Source organism: Streptomyces sp. NPDC002790, from assembly GCF_040295505.1.
GTDB lineage: Bacteria > Actinomycetota > Actinomycetes > Streptomycetales > Streptomycetaceae > Streptomyces.
The window spans coordinates 12,911-30,953 of sequence record NZ_JBEOVM010000055.1; the positions used below are offsets into that span (position 1 = coordinate 12,911).

Genomic DNA, 18,043 nt, shown 5'->3' on the forward strand with positions numbered 1-18,043 from the left:
GGCGCGAACTCACCAGAGGCAGCACACGGAAGCCGTGGTTGCGCCCGACCGCCCGACCCACGCCCGGGAGCCGTGGTCGCGCCCGACCCGATCGGGCGGGTCCCTCGCCAAGGTTCCGGCAGTACGGTGTCCCCCATGCGCCCCGACACCCCTGCCACGCCCGCCGAGACCGACCGTGCGAACCATGTCGCGGAAGCCGAGCGCCTGGAGCGCACGGCGGCGATGTACCCGGAGGACGCCGAGCACCTGCTCCTCCAGGCCGCGGCCCACTACGAACTGGCCGAGGCCCGCGACCGCGCGACGGCCCTCTACGACGGCCTGCTGTCCGCCGAGGCCTCCCGGTCCCCGGCCCAGTCACCCGCCCTGATCCGCGCGCTCAAGGCGGCGAACCTGTGGGAGTACGGTCACGAGGCGGAGGCCCAGGCGATCATCACGGGTGTCCGCACGGCGGCACCGCGGGACCCGGCGCCGTGGGTGATCGTGGCGGAGTCCCTCGAATCCCACGACGAGCTGGAAGAGGCCCACGCCACATTCACGGAGGCGCTGGACCTCCTGGTCCCGGAGTCGGAACGGGCCGCGGGCGGCCCCGGCATCCCCCTCGCCAAGCACGCCCTCCTCCTCGGCCGCCACCGGGTCCGCCGCCTCCTCGCGATCGACCACGACTCGTGGGACGCCCTCGCCGACGAGGTCAACCGCGCCTCCGTCTCCCTGGACGAACTCCACGACCCGAAGCGCGTCTGGGCCCTCGGCTCGGAGAACCCGGCGGAGTTGGCAGCCGAAATCGCCCGCCTCCGCGCGGAGTTGGGCTCGTACCGGGAGGCACTGTCCCGCCCCTTCCCGGTGGCGGTCCTGCACTGGCCGTCCCCCGAATACACGGAACTCCTGTCGGCGTACCCGTCCCTCTCCGCCGAATACCCTTCGTACGAGGCCCATTTGGCCTCCCTGGAATCCTCCCTCCGCGACCTCTCCACCTCCGGCACCCCCAACGTAGGCATCGTCACAGGCACGGTCCCCTCCTACGAGGCCTTCGCGGCGTCAGAGGGCTCTTCACCGGAGGACGTATCGCTGCTGCCGCAGTACGCGACGACGTTGGCGGCACGGGGGCGTGCGGTGGGGTGGCCTCCGGCTGGTGGGGCGGAGTGCTGGTGTGGGTCGGGGGTGGCGTATGGGGAGTGCCACGGAGTTGGAGCGTAAAGCCCGCGGCGCTGGGCGATTCGGCTAGAGCCCCTGGCTCCTGTCAGCCCAGCGCGATCGGTGCTGCATCAGGAACGCTACGTCTATGCGGTGTCGAGGCCTCTCGACATGGAGCCTCCCCACCACTTGCCGGGTAAAGCCATCGACGATGTCCAAGTCATCGGTGATCAGTAGCGCCCCGTTGTCGAACCTGACGTGGCAGTTCGGGCAAAGGCAAAGGATGTTAGAAGCCACATCGGGACCGTGATGCGGTTCACCTAGAGCGTGTATATGCGCCCCTTCGCTATACCGCTCTCCATCCGCTCCCACGACCACAGGGATTCGACACACCTGGCAGGTATTGGCGTAGATCGACTTGACCTTGCGCGATGCCCTGGTGTTGCGGACCCGCCGCTGGGACGTGACGTAGCGAGCCGTCGCCCGCTCCAACTCCGTCATGTCGGGGTCCAGCTCAACTTCCACGTCCGCTGGAACGCTTTCACCGAGATCCCTGACAAGGCGGAATTGCCACATCAGGTGACCCTGCGCAGTTCGCGAGCACCAATGGTCCTCTACACGGTAGAGCCCCGCATAACTATAACCGCCCCTGGCTTTACCGCTACGAATATCCAAGCCGCGAACGAAACGTACGGGGAGCCCTTCGTTCCGATTGAGAACTAGCCCCGCGTTGCGCCCTATGAGTTCCTGATCCTTGGTTATGTGACCGTCCTTATCTGGATCGCCACCCATCGCCGTGTAAATCACGACGTCCCCTTCATCCCTATCTGCCGCATAGCCACCGCTTGCGACGATTGAGTCCACGCCCTCGTGTGCTGTGCCGGAGATGCCACGACCGCGGAAGCGGTGGACGCCAGCAGCGTGCAACTCGGTGTGCCCCTTGAACCACTGGCCAGGAATCACCCCCGGCGGAGGGCCGAAGTAGATGCTTTTGGAGGGTTGGCGTGAAGAGGTAGGCATGCCGGCACTCTGACAAGTTGCAGCATGCAGTTCAGCTACTTTGGGCTCAATTTGGCGACAGTCGATCACTTCAGGGCTGAAATCAGTCGTTGGCTGCCAGGGCTCGCCTGGCATCACCTACCCCTTGACTGTCAGTGGCTCTTGCTAGAACTGAGCCACTACCGATCTGCGATCGAGAGCACCCAGGGGGACAGATGGCCAAGCCACACCAGTCAGGACCGCTCGAGCCAGGGGTACACGAGAGGCTCATCACCCGAGCTCTTCGAGGCGACATGATGCGGCTCCAGGCTGCGGGCTGGAAGGCCATCGAAGGAGAGGTGACCACGGAGTCAACTCCGCACGTCCTGGCACATCATCTCGGCGAAGCAATCGGTCGGCGCCTCCAACAACTGCCACACGACCAGCAGGTCGCGACAGCCAACACGATCATGGCTGCCTTGGAGTCGGCAGCCCCCTCGGACGACTCATATGCGGACACGCAACAGATTGAGGACGGCCCGCATCAGCTGCTCGCCCTCGCCAAGCAAGAGGCGCCCGGGGTCTATGCGGTGCGCCCGCTGACACCACTCTCTGAAACGGCCCTCATTACGAACTCGCCCGAAGATCCCAGCCTCGGAGCGGAGCTCAGGGCTGAACTAGCCGTGGCCGACCGCATCGACCTCCTCTGCGCCTTCGTGAAGTGGTACGGCATCCGCGTGCTGGAGAACTCCCTACGCGAGGCCGCCGCACGCGGTGTACCCATCCGTGTCGTCACCACGACCTACATGGGTGCCACCGACCGCCGCGCCCTGGACCGTCTCGTTCGCGACTTCGGTGCCGAGGTGAAGGTGAACTACGAGACACGGTCCACGCGGCTGCACGCCAAGGCCTGGCTGTTTCGCCGGAACAGTGGATTCGACACCGCCTACGTCGGCAGCTCGAACCTCTCCAAGTCCGCATTGCTCGACGGACTTGAGTGGAACGTACGGCTGTCGTCGGTGGCTACACCTGCCGTCTTGAAGAAATTCGAGGCGAGCTTCGACTCGTACTGGAACGACATTTCCTTCGAGACCTACGACCCCGACCGCGACGCCGCCAAGTTGGACGAAGCGCTCGGGGTGGCTGGCGGCTCAACGTCTGGCGATGACCTCAAGATCAGCCTCTCCGGGCTGGAGGTCCGGCCCTATCCGCATCAGGCCGACATGCTGGAGCGCCTTCGTGTAGAGCGCGAAGTGCGGGGCCATGACCACAACTTGTTGGTCGCAGCCACAGGGACGGGGAAGACCGTCATGGCCGCCCTGGACTTCCGCAACCTTCATCAACAGTGGGGTGGCAAGGAGCATCCGCGGCTCCTCTTCATCGCGCACCGCAAGGAGATCCTGAAGCAGTCGCTGCGTAAGTACCGAGAGGTGCTCGACGACGCCTCGTTCGGCGAGCTGCTCTTCAGCGGCGAACTCCCCCGCGACTGGAAGCACGTCTTCGCCAGCGTCCAGTCCCTCACCGACCAGCGACTCGACCAGTTCAGCCCCGAGCACTTCGACATCATCGTCGTCGACGAGTTCCATCACGCCACGGCCACGACGTATCGCCGCGTACTCAACCACTTCAAGCCCAGGCAGCTTCTAGGACTCACCGCCACCCCGGAGCGGGCGGATGGGCTCAATGTGCAGAGCGAGTTCTTCGGTGGTCGCATCGCCGCCGAGATGCGGCTCTGGGAAGCCCTCGATAACGACCTCCTCTGTCCGTTCCACTACTTCGGTGTCCCTGACGGAACCGACCTGAGCCGCCTCAGCTGGCGTTCCGGAACGTACGACCAGAGTCAGCTCGGCGAACTCTTCTCGGCGGACCACGCCCGCGCCCGTATCGTCATCAAACAAATCCGGGACAAAGTGTCCGACCCGGGGAGCATGCGGGCGCTCGGCTTCTGCGTCTCTCGCAAGCACGCTCACTTCATGGCCAAGTGCTTCCAAGAGGCCGGCTTCCAGGCCAAGGCGCTGGACAGTGAGTCGAGGCCTGAGGTCCGGGAGCAAGCTCTAGATGACCTCAAGTCAGGGAGGATCCAAGTCCTCTTCTCCGTCGACCTCTTCAATGAGGGCCTGGACATTCCTGACGTCGACACGTTGTTGCTCTTGCGCCCGACGAGTAGCGCCACCGTGTTCCTCCAGCAGCTCGGCCGCGGCCTCCGCCGCACACCGAACAAGCCGGTTCTGACGGTCTTGGACTTCATCGGGCAGCACCGCGCCGAGTTCCGGTTCGAGGAGCAGTTCCGCGCGATGACGAACCTGTCGCGTAACCGCCTCCTTGAGCACGCCGAGCACGACTTCCCACAGTTGCCCTCTGGCTGCCAGATCATCCTTGAGGGGAAGTCCAAGGACCTGGTGCTGGACAACATCCGCACGCAGATCAAGGCCACGATTCAGACGCTGGCTAAGGAGGTCAGCGCCTACAGCACTCCACGCCTCGCCGACTACTTGAGGGAGAGCCGACGCGAGATCAAGGAGTTGTACAAGTCCAGCAACTCGTGGACCACCGTCCTACGCCGAGCTGGGCTTGCAGACACCTCCGAACAATCAGGGGAGAGCGACTTGCTGAAGCGCGTCCACGCGTTCCTCCACGTCGACGACCCAGAACGTGCGGCGGCCTACAAGCGTGTCCTGGGCGACGATGCACCTGTCTACGAGGCCCTGAACGCGACGGACAAGACGTTCGCACGCATGCTGTTCTTCACCCTGTGGGACAAGGCCGGGGGCTTCAGCTCCTACGAAGAAGGCCTGGCATCGCTGCGCGGGCAGACGGCCCTACGCGATGAGTTGCGCCAGGTACTCGACTACGTAATGGACGAGGCCGACCACTTCCCCATCCCGCTGGAAGGCCCGCACGCGCATCTGCCCCTGAAGATCCACAGCGCATACAACCGCTCAGAGATCCTGGCTGCCCTCGGCGTAGCCCGGTTCGGCGGCCAGATGCCCGGATCATTCGCCCAGGGCGTCCTATGGGATGAGGCCAACCAGACGGACACGCTCCTGATCACCCTCGAAAAGAACGAGAAGGACTTCTCTCCCACGGTCCGTTACAAGGACTACGCCCTGAGTCCAAGCCTCTTCCATTGGGAGTCGCAGAACGCGACCGCAGACACTTCCCGTACCGGGATGCGCTACAAGCAGCACGCCCAACGCGGAAGTCACATCCTCCTCTTCATGCGTCGCTACAAGGACACAGACACCGGCAAGGCGCAGCCATGGATGCTGCTCGGCCCGGCTACGTACGAGTCCCACTCCGGAAGCAAGCCCATGTCCATCACATGGCGTCTCCACCACGAACTTCCTGCGGACGTGTGGACATACGCGTCGGCCGTTGCCTAGCTAATGCCCGTCCCTCGTTGACGAGTTGGCACGGCAAGTGCCAACTCATCTACGCGTACGCATCTCGCTCTCGCAACGCAGTTCGGCGCTCTCCACCACCTCATCTACGTCGAGCCCGTGTGCGTCAGCCCAGCACAGCATGTCGGCGATGACCTCGACCGCCGTCTGCCCGGACAACCCGAGCAGCGCGGCCGCTCGATCAACGTTCGCATGCGCCAGATGACCTTTCGCGTCGACGAGCCCAGTGGCCAACTCACACCAGACCACCTTCCGGTCAGCCTTGAGGAGAACGCCCCAGCGGTCCGTCACGGCGTCGACGAGGCGCATGCCTCGACCGGTCTCCGAGTCGAGCGCCCCGACCAGCAGCGTCGGAAGCGCCCGCAAGTCCGGGTCCAGTACCTCAATGCGTAGGTACGTGCCGCTCATGGAGAGCGTCAGCTCTGTAGGCGTCCCGGGCCCCACGTGCCCGATGACGTTCGCCACCATCTCGGTCACGCAGAGCTCTACCGCTTCATCCAGGTGATTCAGGCCCCACAACCTCAGGTGCATCCGCGCGATGCGCCGCAGGGGCGCCAGCTCCTCAGGCTCGGCCGCGAAGGCCAGGCTCCAGGGCTTGCGGAGCATGCAGTGTTGCTGGATCACGAGCACTCCCTCTCCATTGAGGTTCACGACCGCTGGGGCGCCATGCACCAACTGCCGGCGACGCTCAGCGAGTTCATTGCTCTCGACACGCTTCCAATCGCACTACCAGAGTGACGTCGAAGCATCCCTACTTGCAATTTGCAGTACGGGATTCCCACCTTCGAGTGATTGGCAAGCACGGGCGTTGGCGCGGAGACTGATCCTCGCTAGCGAGGAGGGTGTCGAGATGGCTGGATCTCCGACTGCACGACGTCGGCGACTGTCGTTTGAGTTGAAGAGGCTTCGTGAGTCAAGTGGCATGACCTGCGCGCAGGTTGGAGCCGCGGTGGACTGGAGCGGCTCCAAGGTGAACCGGATGGAGACCGGTCACGGGCGGGTTCAACCGTCCGACGTGGAGGCACTTTGTCGGCTCTACGAGACCACCGACGAGCTGCGGGAGTTCCTGAAGTCCCTTGCGCGGCAAGCCAAGACGAAGGGCTGGTGGCAGGTTCATGGGACAGGCGTCCCGGAGTGGTTCAACATCTACATCGGCCTGGAACAGGAAGCGTCTTCGTTCCGGCAGTACCAGTGCGAGATCCTGCCCGGATTGATGCAGACACCCGCCTATATCCGGGAGTTGCACTTCGCCGGCTCGCACATGAAGCCGGACGACGCTGAGCGAGCTGTCCACGTACGTCTCGAACGCCAGCAGATGCTGACAGGTGAGGACGCCCCGGACACATGGTTCGTGGCCAGCGAAGCGACGCTGCGGAACGTGATCGGAGACCGTGCGGTCATGCGTGAGCAGCTGGAACAGCTGGCGGTGGTAGCGCAATTCCCTTCGGTCACCTTGCAGGTTCTGCCATTCGACGCGAGTACGTACCCTCTGACCGGATCCTTCACGATCCTGGGCTTCCCCGACCAGGAGGACCCTGACGTCGTATATCGAGACGGCATCACCGACGCCACGTACCTCGAAGGGGAGCACCATGTTCGGGAGTACACGAGAGCCTTCGACGGGCTTCGGGCTGCTGCACTGAGTCCGCAACGTTCCCTTCAAATGATCCAAAGCATCACCAAGGAGTACGCACGGTGACGACCAACGCACGCCAGTACACGTCTGGCGAGGACACCCACCAGCTCAATTGGTTCAAGGCGTCCTACAGCAACGGTGCCGGTGGCGAGTGCCTGGAGTGTGCGATGGAGTCCAGCCACTCTGTCCTCGTACGCGACTCCAAGTGCACGGACGGAGCCGTCATCCCCTTCGGCCCCCGCCCCTGGGCCCACTTCCTGCTCTCCCTCCAGGTCCCCGCCCCCCACGCCCCTCGGGCCCAACCGTAGAACCCCCGCCCCGCCGCGCCGGGTTGACGACCAACGCAGGTGCCGGACGGCGCCCCGCCGCGGCCAGCGCCGCACGAATCTCACCCGCCACCCCCTCCGCCCGCCCCCGCAGGTCCTCCGCCGTGATGGCCAGCACCCGCAGCCCCGCGCCGGCGAGGCGGTTGCGCTGCGAGAGGGTGCGGCGCCAGGAGGCCGGGTCCAGGTGGTACTCGCGGGAGTCGACCTCAAGGGCGAGGCCCTCCGCCGGCCAGTACGCGTCCGGGCGGGCCAGGAAGGCGCCGGTCAGGGGGTCGTGGAGGTTCGGGTTCCACAGGGGTTCCGGGAGGGCGTAGGCGTGGATGAGTGCGCGGGCGTCCGCCTCCAGCGGTGAGTGGACGCCCGCCGTCAGGTGGTCCGTCGCCCGCGCCACGTGCGGGGCGTAGCGGCGCCGCGACGCGGCCAGTTCCGCCAGCAGCTCCTCCGGCGTGCAAAAGCCCCGCTGCACCGCCTCCGCAAGGAGCGCCGTCACGTCTCGTTCGCACGCCAGGCCCGGCACCGCGTCCGCCACCGCCCGCGCGACGGCCGCGCAGCGCAGGCCCGCCATCGGGTGGTTCTCCGGCAGGCGCCGCGTGCGGTGCACCTTCACGTACGACGTTCCGCGCGCGCCCGCCCCCTCGTACGGAACCAGTACGTCCACCCACCGCAAGCGCTCCGGGCGCGGGGCCGCGCGGAAACCGTGGGTCGCCAGTGCCGCGTGCCCGGTCAGCAGGGCGTGCTCACCCGCGTACAGGAGCGCCGCGCGCATGCGTTGGCGTGGGGACGGGGTGCCGGAGTGGAGGAGGTGGACCCGCGGCAGCAGCCGCTGCCACGGGCCACCGCGGCGGCAACGGTGGTTCGTGGTCGAGTTCGCGCAGCCGAGTTCCATCAGCTGTTCGCGCGTGAGGAGTTGGTCCTGGGTGAGTGCGAGCGGGTGGCGGGCCAAGGCGCGCACGGAGGCGGTGTGGTTCACGTTGGGTTCGTCCCCGCCTCCGTGCGCGCTCACCTCTCCGTATCCGGCCCGTGGCAGGGCTCGGACCGGACTGTGACGGCTCAGCACCACCGCGTCGCCATTTCGCGTCACAGTCCCGCCGAGGCGTGAGACCCAGATCACATTCTGGGGTGTCACACTCGCGCTCTCGGCTCCGTCACATCTACGTAGCCATCAACAAGGCCCGCGCAGGGCGTACACGAGGAGACCGCCATGGAAGCCCGCCTCAACCCCTTCACCAGCCCCCTCGCCGGGAAGGTCATCAAGCACATCAACTCCGCCGGGAAGGTCGTCGCCGACTCCTCGCTTCCCGCCGCCACGCAGGAGCTCGTGAAGATTCGGGCCAGCCAGATCAACGGCTGCGGGTTCTGCACCGACATGCACACCAAGGACGCCGCCCACGCCGGCGAGACCCAGCAGCGGCTCAACCTGATCGCGGCCTGGCGCGAGGCCACCGTGTTCAGCGACGCCGAGCGCGCCGCGCTCGAAATGACCGAGCAGGGCACGCGGATCGCCGACGCGGCCGGCGGCGTGCCGGACGAGGTGTGGGCGAACGCCGCGAAGCACTACGACGAGGAGCAGCTCCTCGCGCTCGTCTCGCTGATCGCGATCATCAACGTCTACAACCGCATGAACGTGATGGTGCAGATGCCCGCCGGGTCCTACCAGCCCGGCCAGTTCGCCTGACGGACCCAGGGCGTAACCTCACAAATGGGCGGGTCCCGGCCCGCCCACCGGACACCACTCCCGGACACCACTACGCAGGAGGTTCACCCCATGGCCCGCGCCCTCCCCACCGCCCCGATAGCCGCCGCCGGACTCGTCGGGGGTTACGCCACTGCCCGGTTCACCAAGAAGCGGCCGCTGGGCGGGGCCGTGCTCGCCGTGGCCGGGGCCGCCGCCGCGACGCAGTGGAAGCGGACGCGGGGCGGGAAGGTGGCGGGGGCGCTGACGGGTGCGTACGTCGTCGCCTTCGCGGGGTCGCACCCGCTGGCCAAGAAGGTGGGGGCGTGGCCCGCGGTGTTCGGCGTCGCGGGTGCTGTCGCGGCGGCGTCGTACGTACTCGTGGACCGCAAGGCCGTCTGACCTGCTGCTGGCTAAAGGTGCGTCAGGACGTTCACGACCTTGCCCTGCGGGTCCCGTACGAAGAAGCGGCGCACGCCCCACTCCTCGTCCCGCAGGTCGTGGACGATCTCGGCGCCCGCGGCGCGCATCGCCGCGTAGACCGCGTCGACGTCGTCCACCTCCACGCTGATGTCCGGCACCACCGGGGCCGTCGCCTCGTGCGTGAAGAACTGGATCTGGGCCGTGGGGTCGGAGGGTGAGACCAGGGTCATGATCCAGCCCATGTTCATGGCCACGCGGAAGCCGAGCGTTCCGTAGAAGTCGCGGTTCGTCTCCATCCCCGTCTCGTCGGGCACTTCCACATTCGGGACTGCTCGGCGGATGTGGGGGTGCACGTGGGGGTGGGTGTGCGTCTCGTCGGTCGGCATGGGTGTCATCGTCCCCGGAATGTGGTTCTGTACGCGCCCGGCGACACTCCCAGCACCGTCTGGAAGTGCTGTCGCAGCGATGTCGCGGAGCCGAAGCCCGTCTCCGCCGCCACGCGGTCCACGGTGTGGTCCGTCTGTTCCAGCAACTCCCTCGCCCGGTCGACCCGTTGGCGGTTCAGCCAGGTCATCGGGGTCAGGCCGGTCTCCTCGCGGAAGCGGCGGTTGTACGTGCGGATGGACATGGCGTCGCGGGCCGCCAGTTGGGCCAGTGTGAGGGGGTCCGAGAGGCGGCCCAGTGCCCACTCGCGTGAGCGGGACGTCGACGTCGAGCCGGCCGACTCCTCCAGTGGCACCGGGCGTTGGATGTACTGCGCCTGGCCGCCCTCCCGGTGCGGGGGCACCACCGTGCGGCGCGCCAGCTCCGCCGCCACCGCCGCGCCGTGGTCCTCGCGGATCATGTGCAGGCACAGGTCGATGCCCGCCGCCTCCCCGGCGGAGGTCAACACCCGCCCCTCGTCTACGTAGAGGACGTCCGCGTCGACCGTCACCGACGGGAACGTGCGGGCGAAGTGGGCCGAGGACATCCAGTGCGTCGTCGCCCGGCGGCCGTCGAGGAGGCCCGCCGCCGCCAGGACGAACGAGCCCGTGCAGATCGATGCCACGCGGCCCCGGTCGCGGGCCGCCGTCAGTGCGGCCGCCAACTCCTCGTCCAGGCCGCCTGGTTCGAGCTGCTCGTCCAGCTCGTGCGAGGCCGGAACGAGGACCGTGTTCGCCGCCGCCACCGCCTCCAGGCCGTGCTCCGCGTAGACCGGGAAGTCGGCATCCGTGCGGATGCGGCCGGGGCGGGGCGCGCACGTCGTCACCTTGTAGAGGCGCTCACCCGTGGCGGGATCGCGGGCCGTACCGAAGAGCTGGTGGACCAGGCCGAGCTCCATGGGCAGGACACCGTCCCGTACGAGGACCGCGACGGAGGTCGGGGCGGGCGCGCGTCGACCGTCGTTGAACCTCATGGCCAAATCCTTCCACGCCATGCCCATCCGGCCATCCCCGCCATCCCGGCCATCCCGGCCACCCGGGCCACCCGGGCCATCCAGCGGCGGGCCTCCTCGCCGCCTGTCAAGCCCCGCCGGCGATTGAGGCGCGGGGTCCGGGGCAGAGCCCCGTGGCCTGAGGGCGGGCGACCGACACACGCGGGGAACCCCGGCCACCCGACCCACCCCCGGCCGGACCGGCCCTACGCCCCCAGTGCCCGCGACACCGTGAAGATCAGCAGGCCCGCCAGGGAACCCACCACCGTGCCGTTGATCCGGATGAACTGGAGGTCGCGGCCGATGTGGGCCTCGATCTTGCGGGTCGTGTGCTCGGCGTCCCAGCCCGCGACCGTGTCCGTGATGAGGGACGTGATCTCCGTGCGGTACGTCGTGACGACGTAGACCGCGGCGCCCTCCACCCAGCCGTCGATCTTGGAGCTGACATCCGGCTCCTCCGCCATCCGGTGGCCCAGCGAGAGCAGCGACGCCCGTACGCGAAGGCGCAGCTCGCTCTGCTCGTCCTCGGCCGCCGCGACGATCATCTGGCGGACCGCGGACCAGGCCGACGCGATGATGTCCTGCACCTCGGGGCGGCCCAGGATCTCCGACTTCAGGCGCTCCACACGGTCCCGGGTCCCGGAGTCGGCCTGAAGGTCGGCGGCGAAGTCGGAGAGGAAGCGGTCGAGGGCGCCGCGCGCGGGGTGCTCGGGCATGTCGCGCATCTCCGTCACGAAGCGGAGGAGCTCCTTGTAGACGCGCTCGCCGACGCGCTTGTCGACGAAGCGGGGCGTCCAGCCAGGGGCGCCACCCTCCACCGCGTCCATCACCGAGTCCGAGTGCAGCACCAGCCAGTCGTGCGCGCGGGCGCACACCAGGTCGACGACGCGCTTGTGGCCGCCGTCCGCCACCACCTTCTCCAGCATCTTGCCGAGGCCCGGCGCGATCTCCGCGTTGTCCGCGCGGCGCGTGATCGCCTCACCGACGATCGCCTGCACGTCGGAGTCGCGCAGCACGGTCAGGGCGCCCCTGAGCGCCGTCGCGAGCTCCGCCGTCACCCGATCGGCGTGCTCCGGCTCCGCGAGCCACGAACCGAGGCGGCTGCCGATGCCGACGGCGCGCAACCGGTCCCGTACGACATCGCCCGACAGGAAGTTCTCGCCGACGAATTCGCCGAGCGACACCCCCAGCTGGTCCTTCTTGGTGGGGATGATCGCCGTGTGCGGAATACGCAGGCCGAGCGGGTGGCGGAACAGGGCGGTGACCGCGAACCAGTCGGCCAGCGCACCGACCATGCCCGCCTCCGCGGCCGCCGCGACGTAACCCGTCCAGGCGCCCGCGCCCGCGTGCTCCGCCCATGTGGCCAGTACGTAGACGAGCGCGACGAAGACCAGCAGCCCGGTCGCCATCAGCTTCATCCGGCGCACACCGCGCCGCTTCTCCTCGTCCGCCGCGGTGAACTCGGCAACGAAGCGGCGGGTGGGGTGGGCGGGGCCGGCAGGGCGTGTGGGGCCTGGGGGCGCGGCGGTTCCAGGGGCTCCGGGGGTTCCGGCGGTTCCGCCCGGGGTGGATTGGTCCGGTGTGGCGCGGGAATGCTGCTCGTTGTCCGGTTCAGAACCCTCGATCGCCTTATGCGTCACTTCGGCCTCTTCGACCGCCCTGCTCGCCCGGGTGCCCGCGGCCCCGCTCTCGGCGCCGCCCGCCCCTTGCGCCCCGCGCTTCACGTCGCCGTCCACTCAGCCCACTCCGCATCGGTCATCGGCCCGACTCGTCGACTTCGACTCGACTGTCATTCGCCTCACACATTGTCCCCTCCTGACCTACTCCCGGAACGAACCAAAGGTTCCCGGCGTCTACCTGTCCGGAGGGGGGCCAGTGTCGGCCTCCACCCGCCCCATGACGCATCATGGGTTCATCACATCGGAGCCTCGGGCTCCCCCTGCCCGAGGAGACACACACCGCATGACCAAGCGTCACGGTTATGCCTTGTTGACCGCACTTGTCGCGGTCGTCGTGGTGATCTCTGCCGCCATCTACGTGGGCTTCTCCGGAGTCTTCGGCGGCGACGACGACATACAGGCCGGCGGCGCGCACCCGCGCAGCTCCGCCGCCCCCGCCTCCACCGGTACGTGGGCCGGCACCTGGTCCGCCTCTCCCGCCGGCGGGGAGCCCGGCACGGAGACGAACGGGTTCTACGGTCACTCCATCCGGAACATCGTGCACACCACCGTCGGTGGCAACGCGGCGCGCATCACCCTGTCGAACCTGTACGGGCAGTCGCCGCTGCGCATCACGCACGCGTCGATCGCCGTGGCCTCGGCGCCCAACAATCCGACGGCCCTGTCCGACACTATGCGGCGCCTGACGTTCTCCGGGAACTCCTCGGTCGTCATCCAGCCCGGCCGGCAGGTCGTGAGCGACGCGCTGCGGATCACCGTGCCGAGCGACTCGGACATGCTGGTCACCACGTACTCGCCGACGCCGTCGGGCCCTGTCACGTACCACCCGCAGGCCCGCCAGATGTCGTACGTGGCCCGGGGCGACCGCACCGAGGAACCCAGCGGCACGCTCTACAACCAGCAGAGCCCGTACTGGCGCTACCTCAGCGCCGTCGACGTGCTCAGCAACGAGGCGCAGGGCACCGTCGTCGTCATCGGCGACTCCCTCACGGACGGCATCACCTCCACGATGGGCGCCAACCGCCGGTGGACGGACATACTCGCCGAGCGGCTGCGCACGGAGTCGGGTGCGCCGCGCTACGGCGTCGTGAACCAGGGCATCAGCGGGAACCGGATACTGGCCGACGGGTTCGGCCGGCCCGCGAACAACCCGAGCGGGCTCTCCCGCTTCGAGCGGGACGCGCTCAGCCGCTCCGGGGTGCGTGCCGTCATCATCGACCTCGGCATCAACGACATTCTGCGTACGCCGCAGCAGACCGATCCCGCGAAGATCGTGGGCGGGCTGCGGGAGATGACGCGGCAGGCGCATGCGCGGGGGTTGCGGGTGGTCGGGGCGACGCTCATGCCGTTCCAGGGGCACCCGGGGTATCGGCCGAACCTTGAGGCGGTTCGGCAGTCCGTGAACGGGGAGATCCGTTCCGGGAAGGTCTTCGACAGTTACGTCGACTTCGATCGGGCGTTGCGGGATCCGTACAATCCGCGGCGGCTGCTTGACCAGTACGACTCGGGTGACCATCTGCATCCGAGCGATGCGGGGTACCGGAAGATGGCGGAGGCGCTTGACGTGGCGTCGCTGCGGGGGTCGACCGGGGCGGAACTCTAGCCTCCGGCGGTCACCGGGAGCGTCCTCCCACGCCACGGGGCTCCGCCCCGGACCCCGCGCCTCAAACGCCGGCGGGGCTGGAAAGGCCTGCTCAATCGCCGCAGGGGCTTAATATGCGCGGCTCCGTCAGCCACGTCGCCTTGGGCGCTCTGCCGCCTTGGGCGGCAGGGTGGGCAAGGCGGCGCCACGGTGCGGCGCGCCCATGACGCGGGCCCAGGACCCGGTACCGGCCCACCCGGGGACCCGGTCAGTCGCGTCCCCGGCGTCGGTCGTGGCGGTCCTCCCAGCGGTCGAGGTGGTCCTCGATGGCCTCGCGGTGGCGCTCCAGGCGGTCCTGGTGGAGCTGATGGTGACGGCCCCGCCGTTCCAGCTTCTCGCGGCGGCGGTCCTCCTTGAGGCGTTGGCGTTCCGCACGGGTGACCTTGCGTTCCACGCCGACGCCGCCCCAGAAGGCGAAACCGGTGACCACCACACGTGGCGCGCCCGGGTCACCCGGCACGCCCTCCTCGCTGTGGTCGAAGCCGCCCATGATGCCGATGCCGCGCACCACGACCTCCACGCCCGGTGGCACGACGACGTTCATGCCGCCCATGACCGCCACGCAGTTGATCACGACCTCGCGCGCCTCGAAGTCCGCCTCGCGCAGATCGAGCTCGCCGCCACCCCAGAACGCGAAACAGTTGAACCGCCGCGGCGCCGTCCACCGCCCCTTGCGCTGGAACCCGGACATGATCCCGACGCCCCACGTGGAACTCGCCTCGCCCCGGATCCGCGAAGCCCAGTCGACGGCCCCCTCCGGCAGCGGCTCCTTCACGAAACTCACGGCCCCAGTAGAGCCTGCTCCCACCGGCAGGTCCTTCGTCAGCGGGGCCAACTCACCGTACGTACGCGCCTGATACACCGCGTCGAGCCGCTCGCCGAACTCCTCCATGTCGAGCCGGCCCTCCGCGAGGGCGTCCCGCAGCCGTTCGGCGACCAGTTCACGGTCGGCGTCGGAGGCGCGGAGTTCAGGGACCGGGGGCGTAGAGCCGGATTCGTCCGTCATAGGGGTCAGCGTACGGACGACTGCCGTCAAGGCGCTACGGAGGTGTCCCTCGCGTACATCCGCGCGATGACCGCCTCGATGTCCGGCTCGCGCACCGACAGGTCGGCCAGCGGGTAGCGTTCGGCGATTCGCGCAACCAGCGGCGCCGCCGACTGCCCGGCCGGGAACGCCAGCCACTGCCGCGCCCCCTCCACCTTCACGACCCGCGCGAACTCCACGTCCAGCGGCGGTAGTTCACGCTCCAGGTCCACGACGAGCGTGCGCTCCGCCGCCGCGCCGCCCGTCGCGTGCAGGCCCTCCAGCTCGCCGTCGTACATGAGCCTGCCGTGGTCGATGACCATCACGCGGCGGCACAGCTGCTCGATGTCGGTGAGGTCGTGCGTCGTCAGGAGGACCGTCGTGCCGCGGTCGGCGTTCAAGTCCCTCAGGAATCCGCGTACTTTGACCTTCGAGACGACGTCGAGGCCGATCGTCGGCTCGTCCAGGTACAGCACCTCGGGGTCGTGCAGCAGCGCCGCGGCGATGTCCCCGCGCATCCGCTGCCCGAGCGACAGTTGACGTACCGGCGCGTCCAACAGATCGCCCAGTTCGAGGAGTTCGACGCATCGGTCCAGGTTCTCCGCGTAGCGGCTCTCCTCGATGCGGTACATGCGGCGCATCAGGCGGTACGAGTCGATCAGCGGGAGGTCCCACCACAGTGTCGTCCGCTGTCCGAAGACCACGCCCATGCGCTGGGCCAGGCGCGCCCGTTCGCGTGACGGGTCGATGCCCGCGACCCGCACGCGTCCCGCGCTCGGGGTCAGGATGCCCGTCAGCATCTTGATGGTTGTTGATTTCCCGGCCCCGTTCGGCCCGATGTAGCCGACCATCTCGCCGCGCCGCACGCTGAAGCTCAGCGAGTCCACGGCCCGCACTTCACGCCGCTCCCGCCGCATGAAGCCCGTCTTGCGGCGTACGTCGAAGACCTTCTCGACCTCGTCGAGCCGGATGAACTCGTCACCTGTGGGCGCCACTTCAACTCCCCGTGCTGCGATACGTACGAAGCGCCGCCCGCCAGGCGAACAGCGCGAGGGCCAGACACGCGGCCGCGACCAAGGGCGGCGCGAACGCCACCCAGCGCGGCAGGTCGAGCGGGTAGGGGCGGCCCAGGATGTAGAGGCCGGGCAGCCAGTTCACGAAGGCCAGCGGCAGCACGAACGTGACACCGCGCAGCAGCGAGTCGCCGAAGACGGTGGGCGGGTAGCTGAGCATGGCGTTGCCGCCGAACGTCGCCGCGTTCTGCACCTCGGACGCGTCCTGCGCGACGATCTGGAAGGCCGCGCCCGCGATGAACACGGCCACGAAGATGGCGCCGCCGCTGACCACCAGGACCGGCACGAGCAGCACCTTCAGCGGCGTCCACGTCACGTCGATCGCCGTGAGAGCCCACCCCAGCACCACCACGCCCTGGGTCACCCGCCCCAGCCTGCGCAGCGCGAACCGGTCCGCCGCGACCTGCGCGAGCACCGGCGCCGGCCGCACCAGGAACGTGTCGAGCGTGCCGTCCCGCACCCGCTGCCCGAGCCGCCCCACCGACCCGAACGCCAGATCCGCGAGACCGAAGGACGTGCCCGCCGCCCCGTACAGGAAGGCGATCTCCGCGAGCCCGTACCCGCCGAGCCGGTCGACCTGCGAGAACATCAGCAGGATCCCGACGAACTCAAGGCCTGTCACCGCGAAGTTCCCGAAGACCGTCATCAGGAACGACGCCCGGTACGTCATCGTGGACCGGATCCACATCCCGCCGACGAGCCGGTACGTCCGCGCCGCCTCGCCCAGCGCCGTGCCCCGCTCAGCCACCCTGCACCACCACTCTCCGTGTCGCGGCGGACTGCAACAGCCGCCCGGCGCCGAGCAGCACCACCGCCCACGCCCCCTGGAACAGCAGCGCCCCGGCCAGGCCCCGCTCGCCGAGCAGCACATCCGCCGGCACCTGGAGGAGCGCCGACCAGGGCAGTGCGCGGGCGAACTCGCCGAAGGCGCCCGGGAACACGTTCAGCGGCAGCAGCATCCCGGACAGGAACGTCGACACGAGCCCCGACATCTGCACGATCCCGCTGCCGTCCATCAGCCAGAACGCGGACAGCGCCACCAGATACCGGATCGCGAAACTCACGGACGCCCCGGCGAGCAGCGTCAGCAGGAACGCCACCCACCTCAACGGATCGGCGGGCAGCGCGAGTTGGAAGATCGTCGCCCCCACCGCCATCGGCACGACCCCGCGCCCCAGGAACTGGAAGGCGGCCCGGCCCAGATCCTGCGCCAGCCACCAGCACTGCAGATCCACCGGCCGGTACAGGTCGACGGCGATGTCCCCGCTGCGGATCCGCTCCATCAGATCGGCCTCGAAACCGCCACCGATCTGCAGCACCATCACCGCGAACATCGCCTGCCCGACCCACACGAACGTCAGCGCCTGCGCCTGGTCGTACCCGCCGAGGTGCGGCCGCTCGTCCCACAGCGCCATATACGTACAGGCGATGATCAGGCCGAACACGGTGTTCGTGAAGACCCCGGCGAGGGTCGCGCCGCGATAGGTGGCGTATCTGCGGAAGCCCCCTGCGGCGACGGTCGCGTACAGCCGCACTGCTCCCACCAGTCCAGTCCCCCTCGCGAATTAGGCCGAAGCGCAGGAGCCTAGTCAGAGGGCGCGTCGCCTGCCACGGATTTTCCGCGCGATGTAGCAGTCTTAGAGG

At 68.4% G+C, this 18,043-nt stretch carries 16 protein-coding genes; 6 read left to right on the top strand and 10 right to left on the bottom strand.

Annotated features, from left to right (window positions below; genetic code table 11):
* The first annotated feature begins 135 nt into the window (after positions 1-135).
* Positions 136-1,194, top strand: a complete 1,059-nt coding sequence (locus ABT004_RS22815) for an SEC-C metal-binding domain-containing protein (protein ID WP_351339855.1) — start codon at positions 136-138, stop codon at positions 1,192-1,194.
* Between the two features lie 24 nt (positions 1,195-1,218).
* Here the strand turns inward: ABT004_RS22815 and ABT004_RS22820 are convergent, their stop codons facing one another.
* Positions 1,219-2,265, bottom strand: a complete 1,047-nt coding sequence (locus ABT004_RS22820) for a YDG/SRA domain-containing protein (protein ID WP_351339857.1) — start codon at positions 2,263-2,265, stop codon at positions 1,219-1,221.
* A gap of 80 nt (positions 2,266-2,345) precedes the next feature.
* Here ABT004_RS22820 and ABT004_RS22825 point away from each other — a divergent pair, with 80 nt between their 5' ends.
* Positions 2,346-5,492: a DEAD/DEAH box helicase gene (locus tag ABT004_RS22825; protein ID WP_351339859.1), complete on the top strand. Its 3,147-nt coding sequence runs from the start codon at positions 2,346-2,348 to the stop codon at positions 5,490-5,492.
* A 45-nt stretch (positions 5,493-5,537) separates the two neighbouring features.
* On the opposite strand, the gene ABT004_RS22830 is transcribed toward ABT004_RS22825, so the two are convergent.
* A complete protein-coding gene (locus ABT004_RS22830; RefSeq protein ID WP_351339862.1) occupies positions 5,538-6,140 on the bottom strand; it encodes an ATP-binding protein in 603 nt (200 codons plus the stop codon).
* A gap of 220 nt (positions 6,141-6,360) precedes the next feature.
* Between ABT004_RS22830 and ABT004_RS22835 the strand changes: the two genes are divergently transcribed.
* Positions 6,361-7,209 (top strand): helix-turn-helix domain-containing protein, encoded by an 849-nt coding sequence (locus tag ABT004_RS22835; protein WP_351339864.1) that lies wholly within the window; start codon positions 6,361-6,363, stop codon positions 7,207-7,209.
* 159 nt (positions 7,210-7,368) lie between these two features.
* On the opposite strand, the gene ABT004_RS22840 is transcribed toward ABT004_RS22835, so the two are convergent.
* Positions 7,369-8,475: a putative endonuclease domain-containing protein gene (locus tag ABT004_RS22840; RefSeq protein ID WP_351339867.1), complete on the bottom strand. Its 1,107-nt coding sequence runs from the start codon at positions 8,473-8,475 to the stop codon at positions 7,369-7,371.
* Between the two features lie 198 nt (positions 8,476-8,673).
* Here ABT004_RS22840 and ABT004_RS22845 point away from each other — a divergent pair, with 198 nt between their 5' ends.
* Positions 8,674-9,147 (top strand): carboxymuconolactone decarboxylase family protein, encoded by a 474-nt coding sequence (locus ABT004_RS22845; RefSeq protein ID WP_351339869.1) that lies wholly within the window; start codon positions 8,674-8,676, stop codon positions 9,145-9,147.
* Positions 9,148-9,237: 90 nt separating this feature from the next.
* Complete coding sequence (locus tag ABT004_RS22850; protein ID WP_351339871.1) at positions 9,238-9,546, top strand: hypothetical protein; 309 nt, start codon at positions 9,238-9,240, stop codon at positions 9,544-9,546.
* Positions 9,547-9,557: 11 nt separating this feature from the next.
* Here ABT004_RS22850 and ABT004_RS22855 read toward each other — a convergent pair whose 3' ends face one another.
* From ABT004_RS22855 to ABT004_RS22865, 3 genes are all read right to left on the bottom strand, one after another.
* On the bottom strand, positions 9,558-9,953 hold the full coding sequence (locus ABT004_RS22855; protein ID WP_451192609.1) for a VOC family protein: 396 nt from the start codon (positions 9,951-9,953) through the stop codon (positions 9,558-9,560).
* Positions 9,954-9,958: 5 nt separating this feature from the next.
* Positions 9,959-10,963, bottom strand: coding sequence for a GlxA family transcriptional regulator (locus ABT004_RS22860; RefSeq protein WP_351339873.1), 1,005 nt, complete (start codon positions 10,961-10,963; stop codon positions 9,959-9,961).
* A 224-nt stretch (positions 10,964-11,187) separates the two neighbouring features.
* The gene (locus ABT004_RS22865) at positions 11,188-12,606 is read right to left on the bottom strand and encodes a DUF445 domain-containing protein (protein ID WP_451192642.1); all 1,419 of its coding nucleotides are present in this window, start codon (positions 12,604-12,606) and stop codon (positions 11,188-11,190) included.
* Positions 12,607-12,943: 337 nt separating this feature from the next.
* Here ABT004_RS22865 and ABT004_RS22870 point away from each other — a divergent pair, with 337 nt between their 5' ends.
* Positions 12,944-14,263 (top strand): SGNH/GDSL hydrolase family protein, encoded by a 1,320-nt coding sequence (locus ABT004_RS22870; protein ID WP_351339879.1) that lies wholly within the window; start codon positions 12,944-12,946, stop codon positions 14,261-14,263.
* Between the two features lie 247 nt (positions 14,264-14,510).
* Here ABT004_RS22870 and ABT004_RS22875 read toward each other — a convergent pair whose 3' ends face one another.
* The 4 genes from ABT004_RS22875 to ABT004_RS22890 are packed head-to-tail and all read right to left on the bottom strand — an operon-like array spanning position 14,511 to position 17,934.
* Complete coding sequence (locus ABT004_RS22875; protein WP_351339881.1) at positions 14,511-15,308, bottom strand: DUF1707 SHOCT-like domain-containing protein; 798 nt, start codon at positions 15,306-15,308, stop codon at positions 14,511-14,513.
* Between the two features lie 26 nt (positions 15,309-15,334).
* Complete coding sequence (locus ABT004_RS22880) at positions 15,335-16,321, bottom strand: ABC transporter ATP-binding protein (RefSeq protein WP_351339884.1); 987 nt, start codon at positions 16,319-16,321, stop codon at positions 15,335-15,337.
* Between the two features lies 1 nt (position 16,322).
* A complete protein-coding gene (locus ABT004_RS22885; RefSeq protein ID WP_351339923.1) occupies positions 16,323-17,087 on the bottom strand; it encodes an ABC transporter permease in 765 nt (254 codons plus the stop codon).
* Positions 17,088-17,139: 52 nt separating this feature from the next.
* Positions 17,140-17,934, bottom strand: coding sequence for an ABC transporter permease (locus ABT004_RS22890; protein WP_351339925.1), 795 nt, complete (start codon positions 17,932-17,934; stop codon positions 17,140-17,142).
* Positions 17,935-18,043 lie beyond the last annotated feature (109 nt).